Genomic DNA, 15072 nt, shown 5'->3' on the forward strand with positions numbered 1-15072 from the left:
TATCTAGTGCAGTTTATTGATGAGGGTTTCTACGGAAAACGCCGTTGCTTTAAGAATAGGCGTTGGATAGATACCAAAGAATATTGTAAGAATAACCATTGGATAAAGGATGAATTTTTCTCTTAAAGAAAGATCTATTAATACTTTTAAATTCTCTTTATCCAAGGAACCAAAAACCACACGCCGATAAAGATAAAGGGCATAGGCTGCCGATAAGATAACACCCGTTGTTGCTAAAACAACAACCAATTTATTTACTTGAAAAACACCTATTAAGGTTAAAAATTCACCCAAAAATCCTGAGCTTCCAGGCAAACCAACATTTGCCATAGTGAAAATTAAGAAAACAACAGCATATTTAGGCATATTATTCACTAAACCACCAAACGCTGAAATTTCACGTGTATGCAAGCGATCATAGATAACCCCAACACAAAGAAACAACGCTGCTGAAACAATTCCATGGGATAGCATCTGATAAATAGCCCCTTGTATCCCTTGTTCATTCGCAGAAAAAATGCCCATTGTCACATACCCCATATGCGCTATTGAAGAATAAGCAATAAGCTTTTTGATGTCATTTTGAACAAGTGCAACCAACGACGTATAAATAATAGCGATAAGCGATAATGTAAAAATCAAAGGTGCAAAATCTGCTGAAGCGATAGGAAACATAGGCAAAGAAAAACGAAGAAAACCATACCCACCTAATTTGAGTAAGACACCAGCTAAAATAACGGAACCCGCTGTCGGTGCTTCCACGTGAGCATCAGGGAGCCATGTATGAACTGGCCACATTGGCATTTTAACTGCGAAAGAAGCAAAAAATGCAAGCCATAACCATATTTGCATATGAGCAGGAAACTGGTAATTGAGTAAAGTTGGTATATCAAGTGTCCCAGCCTCCCAATACATAGCCATAAGAGCAACCAGCATAAGCACTGAACCAAGTAAAGTATATAAGAAAAACTTTATACTTGCATAAACACGACGTGCTCCACCCCATACACCTATAATGATAAACATTGGAATAAGGCTGCCTTCAAAAAAAACATAGAATAGCATTGCATCAAGAGCACAAAAAACGCCAATAATCGCAACTTCTAGAAGAAGAAATGCAATCATATAAGCCTTTAATCTCTCTTTAACATTTTCCCAACTTGCTAAAATACAAAAAGGCAAAAGAAAAGCCGAGAGAACAACAAAAAGAATAGAAATACCATCAACCCCCATATGATAGCTAATGCCCCCTCCTAACCAACTGGACTTTTCAACCATTTGAAAATTTGGGTTGCTAGAATCAAATCCTATCCAAATAATTAAAGAAATAATAAAAACAAATAAAGTCGTAAAAAATGCGACATTACGTATATTATGGCGTGCTACTTCACTATCATCTTTGATAAACAAAATCAGAAGCACACCAACAAGTGGCAAAAATGTAACCGTAGAAAGAATAGGCCAATCGGACATTAGTTTACGCCCCCGATCATCATCCATGTAATGAGTAATGCAACGCCGATAAGCATTGCAAATGCATAGTGGTAAAGATAGCCTGTTTGCAATCGAACAATTCTATTTGTAATATCAACAACACGCGCTGCGATACCATTAGGACCTAGACCATCAATAATCTTACCGTCTCCCACTTTCCAAAGAAAAGAACCAATTCTAAAGGTAGGACGAACAAACAAAAAGTTATATAATTGATCGAAATACCATTTTTGGTAAAGAAAATTATATGCTCCTGGCATAATACGAACCATTTTCTTAGGAAGAGATGGAATAGAAACATAAAATAAATAAGCTAAAATAAACCCAAGAACCATCGCTATAAATGGCGACCATTTTACCCAATTAAAGACATGGTGGGCATCATGAAGAATGTGATTGTGGCTGCTTGTAAATAATGCTCCCTTCCAAAAAGCATTATACAAGTCACCAAAAAAGTAAGGTTGGAAAACGACACCAGAAAATATTGCTCCAATAGATAAAAGAAAGAGTGGAATCAACATAACTGGAGGTGATTCATGAACATGATGCATAACATCAACTGTTGCCCGTGGTTTACCATGGAATGTCATAAAGATAAGCCGCCATGAATAGAAACTTGTTAATAAAGCTGAAAAAACAAGAAGATAAAAAGCATATCCTGAAGCAATATTATGGGATACAAAAGCAGACTCTATAATCGCATCTTTTGAGAAAAAACCTGCAGTCCCGAAAAGTGTTCCTGGAATTCCAACACCTGTCAATGCAATGGTCCCGACCATCATCATCCAATAGGTGACTTTTATATGTTTGCGTAACCCACCCATTTTTCGCATATCTTGTTCATCAGATACAGCATGAATGACAGAACCTGCACCAAGAAACAATAAGGCTTTAAAAAAAGCATGCGTAAAAAGATGAAAGACAGCAGCGCCATAAGCTCCAACACCTAATGCCACAAACATATAACCGAGCTGAGAGCATGTAGAATAAGCAATAACACGTTTAATATCATTCTGCACCAACCCTACAGTTGCTGCAAAAAACGCTGTTGTTGCTCCAACAATAATAATCACGGTCAAAGCAGTTGAAGAAAGTTCAAAAATTGGCGACATACGCGCAACCATAAAAACACCAGCCGTTACCATTGTAGCGGCATGAATAAGCGCTGATACAGGGGTTGGTCCTTCCATTGCATCAGGCAGCCAAGTATGTAAAAGAAATTGTGCTGATTTTCCCATCGCACCAATAAATAATAAAAGGCATGTAATGGTAATTGCCGTCTGCCCATCAAATTGCCAACCTAAAAATGTCATATTTTGTATAAAGTTATTGTTTGCAGCTTTTGCAAAAATGGAAGCAAAATCAACCGATTGGAATAAAACAAAAATACTAAAGATTCCTAAGAGAAAACCAAAGTCTCCAACACGATTAACTACAAAAGCTTTCATTGCGGCCTTATTAGCAGAATCACGCTGAAACCAAAAACCAATGAGTAAATAAGAAGCAAGTCCGACACCTTCCCATCCAAAAAACATCTGAATCAAATTATTGGATGTGACCAACATAAGCATCATAAATGTAAACAAAGAAAGATAAGAAAAAAAACGAGACCTTGAAGGGTCATGGTGCATATAACCAATTGAATAAATATGTACCAATGCCGAAACACTGTTCACAACAATAAGCATGACAGCTGTTAATGCATCAACATGTAAAGCCCAATTAAAGCTTAAGTCACCAATAGTAAGCCAATGTAATACCAAGACATCAATCGCTGGAATATGACCAAGTGCAATACTGAAAAATGCTATCCACGATAATATGGCAACAACAACCATAAAGCTACATGTTATCAATTCACTCGCACGATCTCCTATCGTTTTTCCACCTAGTGCAGCAATTAAAAAACCCAAAAGCGGAAGAAAGACAATCGTATAATACATCACTGGTTAGCCTTTCATTACATTAACATCTTCAACCGCAATGGAACCACGATTACGGAAAAAAACGACCAGAATTGCTAAACCAATGGCAGCTTCAGCAGCTGCTACGGTTAAGACAAATAAAGCGAATATCTGACCAACGAGATCATGAAGAAATGCTGAAAATGCAACAAAATTGAGATTAACTGAAAGCAATATAAGCTCAATGGACATCAAGATAATAATCACGTTTTTTCTGTTGAGAAAAATTCCAGCAATACCAATTGTAAACATCAAAGCAGAAACAGTGAGATAATGTGTAATATCAATATACATCTACATAGCCCCCCTTACATACCTTTGCCTGATTCAACTTGTTTGATTTCAATGGCACTTTCTACCGTTCTAGAAACTTGCTCCGCAATAGATTGCCGCTTTACACCCAATTTATGACGAAGTGTTAAAACAATAGCCCCAATCATTGCAACCAATAAAATCATTCCAGCAATTTGAAAATAAAAAACATAATCCGTATAGAGAATATCACCTAATGCTTGTGTATTTGTTCGCTGCGCTAAATCTGGCATTGGTTGGGTAACATGCGTTCTCAAGACTGGAGAAAAATAGCTACTCACAAAAACAACAATCAATTCTACAGCGATAATAACACCAATAAGAGCTCCAATAGGAGCATACCGAAGAGTTCCACTCTTTAACTCAGCAAAATCAACGTCAAGCATCATAACGACAAATAAAAATAAAACAGCGACAGCTCCTACATACACAACAAGCAGAATAAGCCCTAAAAACTCTGCTCCTGCAAGCAAAAATAAAGCTGCTGCATTAAAAAATGCGAGGATTAAAAACAAAACAGAATGCACTGGATTGCGTGCTGTAATAACAATAACTGCACTTGTTAGCATAATAAAAGCAAACAAATAGAAAAATGCCGCCGCTAGATCTGTTAGCATAGGCTTCTCCTCAAATATTCAAACAATTGGTATAAACTTCATACCAGATTACAATTTATCGGAAAAATATCCGACACCTCATTTAACGATACACTTAACGATAAGGCGCATCCATCAATATATTTCGAGCAATTTCTCGCTCCCAACGATCTCCATTCATTAAAAGCTTTTCTTTATCATAATAGAGTTCTTCACGCGTTTCTGTTGCAAATTCAAAATTTGGACCTTCAACAATAGCCTCTACCGGACAAGCCTCTTGACAAAAACCGCAGTAGATACACTTAACCATATCGATATCATAACGAACAGTTCTACGCGTACCATCATTACGTCGCGGTCCAGCCTCAATTGTAATCGCTTGCGCAGGGCAAATTGCTTCACATAATTTACAAGCAATACACCGTTCTTCACCATTTGGATAGCGACGCAATGCATGCTCACCGCGAAAACGCTGAGATACAAAACCTTTTTCATAAGGATAATTAATCGTGGGCTTTGGTGAAAAAAATTGACGCATGGCTAAGAAAAAAGCACTCACAAATTCCAATAGAAGAAGTGACTTTGCCGCATGAATAAAACCTGACATCGTAAAATCTCCTCTTAAACGAAATCCGTAAACTTTAAAAAAGCAGCAGTTATCACAACCATTGCTAGTGAGAGAGGAAGAAAAACCTTCCAACCAAGCCGCATGAGCTGATCATAGCGATAACGTGGAACAAATGCTTTAACCATAGCAAACCAAAAAAATACAAAACAGACTTTTAAAACAAACCAAATGATACTAGGAACCCAATTAAGCCACCAAACATCTAGGGGTGGCAGCCAACCGCCTAAAAATAGAATGGTTGTTAATGCACACATTAAAACAATCGCAACATATTCACCAAGAAAAAAGAGCATGTAAGGCGTTGAAGAATATTCTACCATATGACCAGCTACAAGTTCAGATTCTGCTTCCACCAAATCGAATGGAGGACGGTTTGTCTCTGCGAGCGCAGAAATAAAAAATATAATAAACATTGGAAAAAGGACCAACCAATTCCAATCGAGAAAGCTGTTAAAAGGAAGACCAAGAGTTGTACCAATTCCAGAACTTTGTTTATGAACAATTGTTGTGAGATCCAACGAACCACTTATTAAAATGACAGTCACCAGCACAAAACCAATGGAAACTTCATAAGAAACCATTTGTGCAGCGGAACGAAGAGCTCCTAAGAAAGGATATTTTGAATTTGATGCCCACCCCCCCATAATAACACCGTAAACTTCAAGAGATGAAATGGCTAAGATATAAAGCAAGCCAACATTAATCTTCGCAATCTCCCAGCCCTCATTGACAGGAATAACAGCCCAAGTTGATAAAGCAAGTGTCGCTGACACAAAAGGAGCCAAAAGAAAAACACCCTTATTTGCACCTGCAGGGATAATAGGCTCCTTAACAACAAATTTAATTAAATCTGCAAAAGACTGTAACAAACCCCATGGACCAACAACGTTTGGTCCACGACGCAATTGTACCGCAGCCCAAATCTTTCTATCTGCGTAAAGAAGATAAGCAACTAAGATCAAAAGAACGACCAAAAGAAGAAGTGTTTTTCCAACTATAATGAGTAATGGCAACAGCCAAGTCATAAAGAAATCATACATCATTATTCCTTTTCCTTTGCCTTACTTTACAGTTTGCGTAGCACGGTTTTTTGCAAGAGATGAACATTCAGCCATAACAGCAGAAGCACGTGCTATCGGATTTGTTAAATAAAAGTCTTTAACCATAGAAGTAAAGATTTGACTCTCTAGAGAAACCATTTTTGAACCAAGCGCCTTAAGACCACTTATATCAGAAGGTACTATATCATCAACAGCACAAAGGTGTGGATAATCATTAAACAAGCATTGTCTTAATTGAGAAAGAGAATCAAAAGGGAGCCTTTGTCCTAAAATATCCGATAAAGCACGCAAAATAGCCCAATCTTCTTTTGCTTCACCTGGAGCAAAACCAGCCCGATTTGTCATTTGAACACGTCCTTCTGTATTCACATAAAGCCCTGATTTTTCAGTGTAAGCAGATGCAGGCAAAATAACATCAGCAGCATGTGCACCATTATCACCATGGCTACCAATATAAACTGTAAAAGCTTTTGTATTGGCTAATTCTACTTCATCAGCACCAAGTAAAAATAAAACTTCACAGGTTTTAAGAATATTTGCAACCCCAAGCTTAGAAGTAAAGCCTATGTCCAATCCTCCAACAATCGATGCTGCATTATGAAGAACCCCAAACCCATTCCATTCTTCACTAAGAGCACCAATATTGTCAGCTAATTTAGCAAGACTTTTTAAAACAGATAAACCTTCATTTCCTGAAACAGCTCCCTCTCCGATAAGAATAAGGGGCCTCTTCGCTTCTTTTAAGACATTAAAAAAAACATCCTCTCCACGAATAAGTGTCGTTAATGTATCACTCCCAGATCCAAGATAAGAATAAGGATAACGTAAATCGACTTTCTCTCCAATTAATGCAATAGGAAAATTTCCCATCCGTTGGCGCTTTAAAATACGCGCATTTAAAACAGCCGCTTCATGACGTGGATTAGATCCCACAATAAGCAGAGCATCAGCCTGTTCAATACCTGCAATTGTAGGATTAAAAATATAACTCGAACGCCCAAACTCAGGCGATAAAGCCCCCCCTCTTTGGCGACAATCAAAAAGCGTTGAGCCCAAAGAACTCAATAATGTTTTAAGGGCATACATTTCCTCAACAGACGCAAGATCTCCAGCAATGGCTCCAATTTTTTCTGGAAAAATTTTAGAGATCACCATTTTAATTTTTGCAAAAGCTTCTGTCCAACTGACAGGCTGAAGCTTTCCATCTTTGCGTACATATGGCCTATCAAGCCGCTGAGTGCGCAATCCATCCCAAATAAAACGCGTTTTATCAGAGATCCATTCCTCATTTACATCTTCATTCGTACGCGGCATAATCCGCATAACTTCACGGCCACGGCTATCAATACGGATTGCACTACCAAGCGCATCCATCACATCAATCGATTCCGTTTTTACCAATTCCCACGGACGAGCATGAAACGCATAAGGTTTTGAAGTTAAAGCTCCCACCGGACAAAGATCAATAACATTTCCCTGTAATTCAGATGTCATAGCTTTTTCAAGATACGTCGTAATTTCAGCATCTTCACCACGACCGATCAAACCAAGCTCAGAAATACCTGCGACTTCCGTTGTAAAACGAACACACCGTGTACAATGAATACACCGTGTCATAACAGTTTTGACAAGAGGTCCAATATATTTATCTTCTACAGCACGCTTATTTTCTGTATAACGAGAACAATCTCGTCCATAAAGCATTGCTTGATCTTGAAGATCGCATTCTCCCCCTTGATCACACACTGGACAATCCAAAGGATGATTAATGAGAAGAAACTCCATAACACCTTCACGTGCTTTTTTTACCATCGCCGTATTGGTAAAAATCTCAGGTGCTTCACCGTTAGGCCCTAATCGTAAATCACGAACCCCCATAGCACAAGAAGCCTGAGGTTTTGGAGGACCGCCCTTAACCTCAACCAAACACATACGACAATTTCCAGCAATTGACAAAGATTCATGAAAACAAAAACGTGGAATTTCTGCCCCAGCCGCCTCAGCAGCCTGAAGCAACGTGTAGTAATCAGGAACTTCAATCTCTTTGCCATCAACTTTGATATTTATCATCACCCATCCAACCTGCGGATAACCCACTTAAAATTTGCATTCGGCTGCTCTTAAAAAAATCTTCTATCCTACTGCTTCTAAAGCAATGTTTTTGCTTTGGACTACATTTCGCGTGTATTCATCAATTCTACGCTCGATTTCCGGACGAAAATTACGTATCAATCCCTGTACAGGCCATGCGGCAGCATCACCAAGCGCACAAATAGTGTGTCCTTCAACCTGTTTAGACACTTCAAACAAAAGATCAATCTCGCGTTTTTGTGCTCTTCCCTCAACCATACGCCCTAAAAGACGCATCATCCAACCCGTCCCCTCACGACACGGAGTACACTGACCACAACTCTCGTGCTTGAAAAAAGCAGCTATACGCCAAATTGCCTTGATAATATCGGTTGATTTATCCATAACAATCATCCCCCCCGTGCCAAAAGAAGACCCGACATCTCGCATCCCATCAAAATCCATGATCGCATCGATCATATCCTCACCACGGACGACTGGACAAGAAGCTCCCCCTGGAATAACTGCTAAAAGATTATTCCACCCACCACGAACACCACCCGTATGTTTTTCAATTAATTCACGGAATGAAACACCAAGAGCGTCTTCAAATGTACAAGGTGCATTAACATGCCCTGAAACCATAAACAATTTCGTTCCAACATTATTTGCTCGTCCGATTGACGAAAACCACGAAGCACCCCGCCGCAAAATCGTTGGAACAACAGCAATGGACTCTACATTATTTACTGTTGTTGGACAGCCATAAATCCCCATATTGGCAGGAAATGGTGGTTTAAGCCGAGGTTGTCCCTTTTTTCCCTCAAGACTTTCAAGAAGAGCTGTTTCTTCACCACAAATATAAGCACCAGCTCCATGATGAATAATAATATCACAAGCATGCCCATATTTCGTTTTTTTGCCAAGTAAACCTGCATCATAGCATTCATCAACGGCAGCTTGTAGCGCTTCACGTTCACGAATATATTCACCACGAATATAAATAAAAGCAACATTGGCTCCCATAGCAAAAGTAGCGATTGCACATCCTTCAATCAAAGTATGGGGGTCATGACGTAAAATATCACGGTCTTTACAAGTTCCAGGTTCAGATTCATCGGCATTGACAACCAAATAATGAGGACGACCATCATTCTGCTTTGGCATAAAGGACCACTTCATTCCGGTAGGAAAACCAGCACCACCACGACCGCGTAAACCCGATGCCTTCACCTCATCAATGATCCAATCACGACCTTTGTCAATCATCTCTTTCAGACCATTCCAATGCCCACGCAACATCGCAGCCTTTAATGATTTGTCTTTTAAACCATACAGATTGGTGAAGATACGATCTTTATCAGCTAGCATACCCCACCTTTTTTTCTATTACCCATAGCATTTTCCGCTTTTCCTCAAATGCAATTTTTAAATATCTTTTCAAGACTTCTTACTTTTCATTAAATGTTGTCATCATGGGTAGAATAATAAAATATTTTTTCAAGAAAAATACTTAATTATGTTCCCACTCTTTCCTTATCCTTTTTTGGTGAAGACTTGAGAGATCTTTTTTTCTTTCTCATCATCAATAAGAGAAGTTAAACCACTAATCGGTTCCGACGACTTACGGCTACTTTGCGGACCAACCGCTATCTCAGAACCTTTCCCAGCTTCAAATGCATCAATAATTTCTTCAAGACGCTCAGCTGTAAGATCTTCATAAGTATCTTTAAAAATCATAACCATCGGAGCATTCACACAAGCACCAAGACATTCTACCTCTTCCCATGATAAGGTTCCATCCTGATTGGTAACAAAAGGTTCATGATGAATTTTTTTCTGACAAACTTTAATCAATTCACCAGATCCACGTAACATACAAGGGGTCGTACCACAAACTTGAATATGCGCTTTTGTTCCAACAGGCTTAAGCTGAAACTGAGTGTAAAAAGTTGCAACTTCCAGAACACGAATATAAGCCATGGAAAGAATCTGAGCAATATGCTCAATCGCGGCACGTGTCACCCAACCATCTTGCTCTTGAGCACGCATTAATAATGGAATTACAGCAGACTGCTCACGCCCTACAGGATATTTCTCTATAGTATTTTTTACCCATATCTGATTTTCTTTTGTAAAAGAAAACTCAGCGGGCTGATAAACATCATCTGCAAGACGGCGTACGGACATTAGCGATCAACCTCCCCAAAAACAATATCAATCGAACCCAAAATAGCTGTAGCATCCGCCAGCATATGACCTCTGGTTAAAAAATCCATAGCTTGGAGATGCGCAAACCCAGGAGCACGCAACTTTACACGATAAGGCTTATTGGTTCCATCAGAAACAAGATAAACACCAAACTCCCCTTTCGGAGCTTCCACAGCAACATATACTTCTCCAGGAGGCGTATGAAAACCTTCCGTATAAAGCTTGAAATGATGAATCAGTGCTTCCATCGAACTTTTCATTTCACTCCGTTTCGGTGGTACAATCTTGCGATCCAAGCTCGAAACCGGTCCATTTTTTTCAGTACTCAGCAAACGCTCCACACATTGGCGCATAATTTTTGCTGATTGACGCATTTCTTCCATACGAATAAGATAACGATCATAACAATCGCTATTCTTACCTACAGGAATATCAAATTCCATTTCATCATAACATTCGTAAGGTTGGCTTTTACGTAAATCCCATGGAACACCAGCCCCACGAATCATAACCCCAGAAAAACCACGTGCCCAAGCTTCATCAATAGTTACCACGCCAATATCCACATTACGCTGCTTAAAAATCCGATTTGGCGTTACAAGCGCATCAAGTTTACCAAGAGCAACAAGAAAAGGATCAATAAAATTACCTATATCTTCAACTAAAGATTCTGGTAAATCTTGATGCACACCACCAGGACGAAAATAATTTGCATGAAGACGTGAGCCACAGGCACGCTCATAAAAAATCATCAATCTTTCACGTTGCTCAAACCCCCAAAGAGGTGGTGTTAAAGCACCAACATCCATTGCCTGTGTCGTTACATTAAGCAAATGATTAAGAATACGCCCAATTTCAGAAAACAAAACACGTATTAATTGCCCTCTTTTAGGAACTTTAATATCCAATAACTTTTCAATAGCAAGGACAAAAGCATGTTCCTGATTCATAGGAGCAACATAATCCAAACGATCTAGATAAGGACCCGCTTGAAGATAAGTTTTTGTTTCCATTAATTTTTCGGTACCGCGATGCAATAACCCAATATGTGGATCTACACGCTCAACAACTTCACCGTCCAACTCCAAAACCATGCGCAAAACCCCATGCGCGGCAGGATGCTGCGGACCAAAATTGATATTAAAGTTTCGAACATTGACCTCAGCCACAATCAACCCCTTGCTTTTTAAAAAACTTCATATCAAATGTCAAAAAAATCTATCATACTAAAAAATATTTAATTATTTAAGAAATACAGTACTCTAATATAATGCCTTATCAAAACAAATATTATTATTTTTCATCACATGGCAAAGTATACTGTCCTCCTTCCCAAGGAGAAAGAAAATCAAAATTACGCATCTCTTGACGCAAAACAACAGGCTCATAAATTACCCTCTTTGCTTCATTATCATAACGACATTCAACAAATCCTGTCACAGGAAAGTCTTTGCGTAAAGGATATCCTTCAAACCCATAATCTGTTAAAATCCGTCTCAAATCCGGATGTCCTGAAAATAAAATCCCATACATATCATACGTTTCACGTTCATACCACTCTGCGCCAGGATAAACCGTACAAGCTGAAGCAACAGGAGTATTTTCATCCGTACGAACTTTTACACGTAAGCGTAAATTCTCACGAGGAGATAACAATTGGTAAGAAACGTCAAAGCGCTTATCGCGAGAAGGATAATCCACACCACTAATATCTGTGAGATTAATAAATTGACAGCGCGAATCATCACGAACAAACATTAAGACATCGATAATTGCATCAAGACGTGCCACAATGGTCAATTCACCAAAAGCAATAACAGTTTCTTCAAGCTTATTTTTTAACTTGTTTTCCAAATAAGCAGCAAGTTCAACCAAAGTTTCATCCATCATGACAAGAAAACTCTCTATCGCTCTATGGATCCGGTACGACGGATTTTTTTCTGTAGCAACAATATGCCGTATAATAATGCCTCTGCTGTAGGTGGACACCCTGGAACATATATATCGACAGGTACGATACGATCACATCCACGCACTACTGAATAGGAATAATGATAATATCCCCCACCGTTTGCACATGATCCCATAGAAATCACATAACGTGGCTCTGGCATCTGATCGTACACTTTTCTTAAAGCAGGAGCCATCTTATTTGTTAGAGTACCTGCAACCACCATCACATCTGACTGACGGGGTGAAGCTCGTGGCGCATATCCAAAACGCTCATTATCATAATGAGGCATTGAGCATTGCATCATTTCGATAGCACAACAAGCCAAACCAAAACTCATCCACATTAAAGAACCGGTACGTGCCCAAGTAATCAAAGCATCTGCCGAAGTAACTAAAAACCCCTTATCTGATAATTCAGCATTAATATCACGAAAAAACTTATCGTCAGACCCTATCAGCTCACCAGTATTGGGATTAATGATTCCTTTTGGTTTTGGAGCAGCAATCGTTGAATTATTAGATCTTAATTCCATTCAAGGGCTCCTTTTTTCCATTCATATATAAACCCAATAGTCAAAATTGCTAAAAACACAATCATAGACCAAAAGCCAAACATACCTATTGATTCGAATGAAACAGCCCAAGGAAAAAGAAAAGCAACTTCAAGATCAAAAATAATAAATAAAATTGATACCAAATAGAAACGAATATCAAACTTCATGCGTGCATCACTAAATGAATTAAACCCACATTCATAAGCCGATAACTTTTCAGGATCGGGGGAACGATATGCTACAATGTAAGGTGTAATCAACAAAACTCCAGCAATAACAGCTGACACAATAATGAAAATCAAGACCGGTAAATAAGAGCTCAATAAATAAGCCATAACCCTCTTCCATCGTAACGAAATGCCTGAGTTTAACACAATGATTCAATATTGCGAGACCAAACAGACAAATTTAATAATCGCTCTATTAATTATATTCATACTGCTTCAAATGCATATAGAGCGATACTCTTCTTATCGGCATAGGTAACGCAGAGCAAAGAAAGACGCAAGCCCTATTCTTATAAACCATATAAAAAGAAAGAAAAAACATATCATCCCCCAATCAAATACTCCACCACCACACTCAATACTATATGGATATTTTAAAAAGGAAATTTCACAAGGAATCACGAAATGGCGCGAGTGACGGGGCTCGAACCCGCGACCTCCGGCGTGACAGGCCAGCACTCTAACCAACTGAGCTACACCCGCGCATTTTTTTCGAACCAATTTAATTTGGTACAAGCGGTCGTGTAAGGGGTTCATGCGTTTATGTCAAGAAGGATTATGCATTTTTAAAAAAAATTATCAAATACTATCTTTATTCTTGCGTTTAGAAAATTTTTTCCTTAAAGAGTTCCCATTCAATTGCTAATCATTGCATTGGGCGATTAGCTCAGCTGGTAGAGCGCCTCGTTTACACCGAGGATGTCGGGAGTTCGAGTCTCTCATCGCCCACCATTTTTTTGTAAATAATTTTTTTATTTTACACATACTTATGAATGAAGCGGCTTTTAAAACCTTGTCTGTTAAAGTTTATGCTTTCTGCCTCTGCATAATTTAGCGTTTTTAAGTTCTATTCTTGAAAAACTATGCAATACCTTAACAAGCTATCTATTGATCTAAGCGTATTGTTCAATAATCTTTTCTTCTATTCCAACTAACTTTTTGCTTATCCCACAAAAAAAGCATTATAAATATACCTAATTTCTAGTCATATCTGGAAGAGATTTTAAACTGTCGATGCAAATCTTACATAAAAAATTTTTTCAAATAGTGCAAACCAGCCATTCCCTCCAAGCCGCCCTTTAGACGCACTAAATATCTAAATATTTTTATTTAAAAAATTAAAATCTTTTAAAGAGCTTTCTTATCGAATTATGCTTATTTAAATTCAATAAAAACTTTCCTTGAATATATTATGTCATTCTTACAAATTTATCTCTCATAAACTGTCAGAACAATAACATTTTTTTTCGCAGATATGAACGATTTGAATAGAATAAATATCTGGAAATATAAAATAATTCAAAAATACACGCCCGCAAAGAATTTAATATAATTTATCAAATATTTTCAACCAAACATTTCTTATTATTACGAATATCGGTCGTTAAAACTTAAAAAATATTGCTTTGTGAAAATTTTTTAAACAGAAAAAAAGAAATGATAAATACCATATTTACTTTTCATTTTTTCAGAAAAAGCGATCATGTTTAAAAATGAAACTGTTAGATAACACACTCAAAGAATTGACTTATGAAGAATTATTTTAATTGAAATTTAAATAGTTTTACAAAGAACGCTTTAAATGCGTATTAAAATGATTGACCTTTTGCAAGAAATTTGTCAGAAAGCATATTCAGTTTGGAGGGGTGGCCGAGCGGTTTAAGGCACCGGTCTTGAAAACCGGCGTGCAGGAGACTGTACCGTGGGTTCGAATCCCACCCCCTCCGCCACAGCACTTTTATGGTGCTTGTAGCTTGCCAGCGGGTTTTGTGTAGCTTGCCAGCGGGTTTTGTATAATTTGCCACTAGGTTTTGTACCAATTTATTTTTTCTCAAAGAGTTTTTAAGTGGTTCTCAAAGGGTCTTCAAAGACCTTTCAAAGATCGTTTAAAGCCTCTTTTCTTTTCTGCTCAAAATCGCAATTTGAGATGATCAATCAAATTGACTGATGATTTTTCTGTATCCTAAGCACATTATTCAGGACATTATTAAAAAGAGAAGCG

13 protein-coding genes and 3 tRNA genes are annotated in these 15072 nt (G+C 38.1%); 2 read left to right on the forward strand and 14 right to left on the reverse strand.

The features are described from left to right. Nucleotides 1–3: 3 nt before the first annotated feature. From ACFIKB_RS06985 to ACFIKB_RS07050, 14 genes are all read right to left on the reverse strand, one after another. Entirely contained in the window at nucleotides 4–1473 is a 1470-nt protein-coding gene (locus ACFIKB_RS06985) for an NADH-quinone oxidoreductase subunit M (protein WP_375644846.1), read from the reverse strand. Further along, a complete protein-coding gene (gene nuoL, locus ACFIKB_RS06990) occupies nucleotides 1473–3437 on the reverse strand; it encodes an NADH-quinone oxidoreductase subunit L (protein ID WP_375653136.1) in 1965 nt (654 codons plus the stop codon). The genes ACFIKB_RS06985 and nuoL overlap by 1 nt, the downstream gene beginning before the upstream one ends. A 6-nt stretch (nucleotides 3438–3443) precedes the next feature. Continuing rightward, nucleotides 3444–3752, reverse strand: a complete 309-nt coding sequence (gene nuoK / locus ACFIKB_RS06995; RefSeq protein WP_015856359.1) for an NADH-quinone oxidoreductase subunit NuoK — start codon at nucleotides 3750–3752, stop codon at nucleotides 3444–3446. Between the two features lie 14 nt (nucleotides 3753–3766). Beyond that, nucleotides 3767–4387 (reverse strand): NADH-quinone oxidoreductase subunit J, encoded by a 621-nt coding sequence (locus tag ACFIKB_RS07000; RefSeq protein ID WP_273723185.1) that lies wholly within the window; start codon nucleotides 4385–4387, stop codon nucleotides 3767–3769. A gap of 94 nt (nucleotides 4388–4481) precedes the next feature. Beyond that, nucleotides 4482–4973: an NADH-quinone oxidoreductase subunit NuoI gene (gene nuoI / locus ACFIKB_RS07005; protein ID WP_375636121.1), complete on the reverse strand. Its 492-nt coding sequence runs from the start codon at nucleotides 4971–4973 to the stop codon at nucleotides 4482–4484. 14 nt (nucleotides 4974–4987) lie between these two features. Beyond that, nucleotides 4988–6034, reverse strand: coding sequence for an NADH-quinone oxidoreductase subunit NuoH (gene nuoH / locus ACFIKB_RS07010; protein WP_375653140.1), 1047 nt, complete (start codon nucleotides 6032–6034; stop codon nucleotides 4988–4990). A gap of 21 nt (nucleotides 6035–6055) precedes the next feature. After that, on the reverse strand, nucleotides 6056–8125 hold the full coding sequence (gene nuoG / locus ACFIKB_RS07015) for an NADH-quinone oxidoreductase subunit NuoG (protein ID WP_375653138.1): 2070 nt from the start codon (nucleotides 8123–8125) through the stop codon (nucleotides 6056–6058). Nucleotides 8126–8188: 63 nt separating this feature from the next. Next, a complete protein-coding gene (gene nuoF, locus ACFIKB_RS07020; protein ID WP_375636123.1) occupies nucleotides 8189–9496 on the reverse strand; it encodes an NADH-quinone oxidoreductase subunit NuoF in 1308 nt (435 codons plus the stop codon). 165 nt (nucleotides 9497–9661) lie between these two features. Beyond that, on the reverse strand, nucleotides 9662–10315 hold the full coding sequence (nuoE, locus tag ACFIKB_RS07025; protein ID WP_015856354.1) for an NADH-quinone oxidoreductase subunit NuoE: 654 nt from the start codon (nucleotides 10313–10315) through the stop codon (nucleotides 9662–9664). Then, nucleotides 10315–11505: an NADH-quinone oxidoreductase subunit D gene (locus tag ACFIKB_RS07030; RefSeq protein ID WP_375647420.1), complete on the reverse strand. Its 1191-nt coding sequence runs from the start codon at nucleotides 11503–11505 to the stop codon at nucleotides 10315–10317. Before ACFIKB_RS07030 ends, nuoE begins: the two co-directional genes overlap by 1 nt. 124 nt (nucleotides 11506–11629) lie before the next feature. Continuing rightward, on the reverse strand, nucleotides 11630–12223 hold the full coding sequence (locus tag ACFIKB_RS07035; RefSeq protein WP_375647459.1) for an NADH-quinone oxidoreductase subunit C: 594 nt from the start codon (nucleotides 12221–12223) through the stop codon (nucleotides 11630–11632). 17 nt (nucleotides 12224–12240) lie between these two features. After that, nucleotides 12241–12822, reverse strand: coding sequence for an NADH-quinone oxidoreductase subunit B family protein (locus tag ACFIKB_RS07040; protein ID WP_273787996.1), 582 nt, complete (start codon nucleotides 12820–12822; stop codon nucleotides 12241–12243). Beyond that, the gene (locus ACFIKB_RS07045; RefSeq protein WP_005773599.1) at nucleotides 12813–13178 is read right to left on the reverse strand and encodes an NADH-quinone oxidoreductase subunit A; all 366 of its coding nucleotides are present in this window, start codon (nucleotides 13176–13178) and stop codon (nucleotides 12813–12815) included. The genes ACFIKB_RS07040 and ACFIKB_RS07045 overlap by 10 nt, the downstream gene beginning before the upstream one ends. Before the next feature lie 298 nt (nucleotides 13179–13476). Further along, nucleotides 13477–13553, reverse strand: a tRNA-Asp gene (locus ACFIKB_RS07050). A 173-nt stretch (nucleotides 13554–13726) separates the two neighbouring features. On the opposite strand from ACFIKB_RS07050, the gene ACFIKB_RS07055 reads away from it, so the two are divergent. Together ACFIKB_RS07055 and ACFIKB_RS07060 are read left to right on the forward strand one after the other, a co-directional pair. After that, nucleotides 13727–13802: transfer RNA gene (locus tag ACFIKB_RS07055), tRNA-Val, on the forward strand. A gap of 908 nt (nucleotides 13803–14710) precedes the next feature. After that, nucleotides 14711–14800: transfer RNA gene (locus ACFIKB_RS07060), tRNA-Ser, on the forward strand. The last annotated feature ends 272 nt before the right edge of the window (nucleotides 14801–15072 follow it).

Origin of the sequence: Bartonella sp. MR110HLJHH (assembly GCF_042194225.1) — a bacterium.
GTDB classification, from domain to species: domain Bacteria; phylum Pseudomonadota; class Alphaproteobacteria; order Rhizobiales; family Rhizobiaceae; genus Bartonella; species Bartonella grahamii.

Excerpts from the sequence above, each read along its gene's own strand:
- nuoE (WP_015856354.1), bottom strand. The coding sequence starts at position 10,315 with ATGTCCGTACGCCGTCTTGCAGATGATGTTTATCAGCCCGCTGAGTTT.
- nuoG (WP_375653138.1), bottom strand. The coding sequence starts at position 8,125 with ATGATAAATATCAAAGTTGATGGCAAAGAGATTGAAGTTCCTGATTAC.
- ACFIKB_RS07035 (WP_375647459.1), bottom strand. The coding sequence starts at position 12,223 with ATGGATGAAACTTTGGTTGAACTTGCTGCTTATTTGGAAAACAAGTTA.
- nuoI (WP_375636121.1), bottom strand. The coding sequence starts at position 4,973 with ATGTCAGGTTTTATTCATGCGGCAAAGTCACTTCTTCTATTGGAATTT.
- ACFIKB_RS07040 (WP_273787996.1), bottom strand. The coding sequence starts at position 12,822 with ATGGAATTAAGATCTAATAATTCAACGATTGCTGCTCCAAAACCAAAA.
- ACFIKB_RS07000 (WP_273723185.1), bottom strand. The coding sequence starts at position 4,387 with ATGCTAACAGATCTAGCGGCGGCATTTTTCTATTTGTTTGCTTTTATT.
- nuoH (WP_375653140.1), bottom strand. The coding sequence starts at position 6,034 with ATGTATGATTTCTTTATGACTTGGCTGTTGCCATTACTCATTATAGTT.
- ACFIKB_RS06985 (WP_375644846.1), bottom strand. The coding sequence starts at position 1,473 with ATGTCCGATTGGCCTATTCTTTCTACGGTTACATTTTTGCCACTTGTT.
- nuoF (WP_375636123.1), bottom strand. The coding sequence starts at position 9,496 with ATGCTAGCTGATAAAGATCGTATCTTCACCAATCTGTATGGTTTAAAA.
- ACFIKB_RS07045 (WP_005773599.1), bottom strand. The coding sequence starts at position 13,178 with ATGGCTTATTTATTGAGCTCTTATTTACCGGTCTTGATTTTCATTATT.
- nuoL (WP_375653136.1), bottom strand. The coding sequence starts at position 3,437 with ATGTATTATACGATTGTCTTTCTTCCGCTTTTGGGTTTTTTAATTGCT.
- nuoK (WP_015856359.1), bottom strand. The coding sequence starts at position 3,752 with ATGTATATTGATATTACACATTATCTCACTGTTTCTGCTTTGATGTTT.